Origin of the sequence: Hydrogenophaga sp. (assembly GCF_051007235.1) — a bacterium.
Classification (GTDB): Bacteria; Pseudomonadota; Gammaproteobacteria; order Burkholderiales; family Burkholderiaceae_C; genus Hydrogenophaga.
Window position 1 is genome coordinate 1 of sequence record NZ_JBPCSJ010000111.1, and the last position, 2,707, is coordinate 2,707.

Below are 2,707 nucleotides of genomic sequence, written 5' to 3' on the forward strand. Positions count from 1 at the left end.
GAACGCGCTTTCGGGGCCGACCAGCGATTCGTCGGCCATCACCGCGATGGGGTACTTGCCGGTGAGGCGGGCCAGGGCGTCGACGCTGGCCACGGGCTGCTCAACCAGTTCGCAGCCCGCATCCACGAGTCCCGCCAAACCGTGCTGTGCGTCGAGTTCGCTCCAGGCCATGTTCACATCCACGCGCACCGAGGCGGTGTCGCCGAGCGCCTTCTTGATGGCGGCCACATGCGCCACGTCCTCGCGCACCGTGCGGCGGCCGATCTTGAGCTTGAAGATGTTGTGGCGGCGCAGCGCGAGCATGCGCTGGGCTTCTTCAATGTCTTTCCCGGTGTCGCCCGAGGCCAGGGTCCACGCCACCGGAAGGCGCTCGCGCAGGCGGCCGCCGAGCAGTTCGGACACGGGCAGACCGGTGCGGTGGCCCAGCGCATCGAACAGCGCGGTTTCAACCGCGCACTTGGCGAAACGGTAGTCACGGAAGGCGGCGTGCAGGCGGTCCATCACGGCCGGTACACGGTTGGCGTCGGCACCGACCAGCTGGGGCGCGAAGTAGGTGTCGATGGCCAGCTTCATGCCTTCGGGGGACTCGGCGCCGTAGGCCAGACCCCCGATGGTCGTGCCCTCGCCGATGCCCACGGTACCGTCCGAGCACCGGATTCGAACGAGCATCAGCGTCTGGCCGTTCATGACGGCCATCGACAATTTGTGCGGGCGGATCGTGGGCAGATCGACCAGCATCGTCTCGACGCGCTCGATCACGACGGGGCCAGCGATCTGTTGTGAATAGGCAGTATGTTGCATGTGTTGTATTGGACGACCGCCGTCGTGCGCAATCCAACACCAAATTCATCTGGTTCGATACCTATTGGGTATCATTTGCCTGTTTTTCTCTGAAATTCAATGACTTAGCGAGCAACCACTCCAAAACCTATCGTTTACCCTAATGGATCTGCGTCAAATCCGGTACTTCGTGGCGGTGGCCACCACCAAAAACTTCACGCGTGCAGCGGAGTTGATGCACATCGCGCAGCCGCCCTTGAGCCGACAGATCCAGCTGCTGGAGGAAGAACTGGAAGTACAGCTCATCCAGCGCAACAGCCGTCCCATACGACTGACCGAGGCCGGCAGGGTGTTTTACGAGCAGTCGCTGCAAGTGCTGCAGCGGGTCGACCAGATGAAGGACACGGCGCGCCAGACAGGCCGGCACCACCGGCAATCCATATCGATTGGCTACGTTCCCTCGACGCTCTACGGAGGGCTGCCCATGCTGGTGCGCACGTTTCGACAGCGCTACCCAGACACCGACGTGCACCTCGTCGATATGGGGTCGATCCAGCAGATCCATGAGCTCAAGTCCGGGCGGATCGACCTGGGCTTCGGTCGTATTCGGACCAACGACACCACGGTGGCACGCTCGGTGCTGCGTGAGGAACGGCTGGTGTTGGCGATACCGCCAGCCTGGCCACTGGCGGCGGAAAAGGGGCCGGTGCGCCTGGAGGATCTGGACCACCTCAAGCTGGTGGTGTTTCCGAAGGAGCCGCGCCCCAGCTTCGCAGACCACGTGCTCGGTGTGCTGCACGAGAAAGGCATCAAGCTGGACGAAGTTCACGAGGTGCGCGAGCTGCATGCCGCGCTGGGCCTGGTGGCGGCGGAGGTGGGCCTGTGCATCGTGCCGGCCGCCGCGCGGCTCCGCGCGGACCTCGTGTACCGGCTGATCGCCAACGAGGAGGTGACGTCGCCCATCATCCTGAGCCACCGGCTCAACGACGACTCGTGGTACATCGTCGCCATCAAGCAACTGATCGCCGAGATGTACGCCCAGAACCCACCATGGCTGGACGTTCAGACCAACGCCTTCCCGTCCACTTAGGTGCAGGACGCGGGTTCACCAACCGCAAAGAAGATGGCCGATGTGAGCCAGGGACACCCGGTTTCCATAGCCGTTTGGGCGTTGGCGTTGAGCGACCGGCTCAAAGGATCTCGTCTGTCTGCTGACGGCATTGCGCCAGGCAGCGGCGGTCTTGCTTTGGACATTCGCGACGCCTTGAACACAAAGAAATGAAGCCATCTCGATGTGATGCGTCGTGGCCGCTTTGTTGTCCACCGGGGGGCTAACCCCCTGAGACGCAGCAGCCGCCACCGCGCCCCGCACAATGGCTGCTCTGTTCGCCGGAGCCCCGCCATGAACCTGCACACCCCCAACCCCTACGCCAGCACCCGCCTGCCGCTGTTCGCGCGCAATGTGGTCAGCACCTCGCACCCGCTGGCCGCGCAGGCCGGGCTGCGCATGCTGCTGGCCGGCGGCAACGCGGTGGACGCGGCGATTGCCGCGGCGGCGGCGCTGACCATCACCGAGCCCGTCAGCAACGGCCTGGGCTCGGACGCGTTCTGCATCCTCTGGGACGGGCAGCAATTGCACGGCCTGAACGCCAGCGGCACCGCGCCGCAGGCCTGGACACCCGGCTACTTCCACGGCAAGTACGGCGCCGACGCGCTGACACCGCCCAAACGCGGGCTGGATTCGGTGACGGTGCCGGGCGCGGTCGCGGGCTGGGTGGCGCTGAGCGAGCGCTTTGGAGCGCTGCCGTTCGCCGACCTGATGCAACCCGCCATTGAACTGGCAGAACGCGGTTATGCGGTGCCAGTGGTGGCGCAGCAGAAGTGGGCCGCCGCCACGCCCGAGCTGCAAGGCCAGCCGGGGTTTGCC

The 2,707-nt window shown here is 65.1% G+C and carries 3 protein-coding genes; 2 read left to right on the forward strand and 1 reads right to left on the reverse strand.

All coding sequences use genetic code 11. From position 1 onward, the window contains the following. A partial coding sequence (locus tag ACR2JA_RS04135) for a muconate/chloromuconate family cycloisomerase (RefSeq protein WP_434007855.1) occupies positions 1-801 on the reverse strand: 801 nt, incomplete at its 3' end. Between the two features lie 142 nt (positions 802-943). Between ACR2JA_RS04135 and ACR2JA_RS04140 the strand changes: the two genes are divergently transcribed. Next, complete coding sequence (locus ACR2JA_RS04140) at positions 944-1,870, forward strand: LysR substrate-binding domain-containing protein (RefSeq protein WP_434007856.1); 927 nt, start codon at positions 944-946, stop codon at positions 1,868-1,870. 312 nt (positions 1,871-2,182) lie between these two features. After that, the coding region (locus ACR2JA_RS04145; protein WP_434007857.1) for a gamma-glutamyltransferase at positions 2,183-2,707 on the forward strand (525 nt) is incomplete at its 3' end.

Coding starts and splice junctions, on each gene's coding strand:
- ACR2JA_RS04140 (WP_434007856.1), top strand. CDS start 944: ATGGATCTGCGTCAAATCCGGTACTTCGTGGCGGTGGCCACCACCAAA.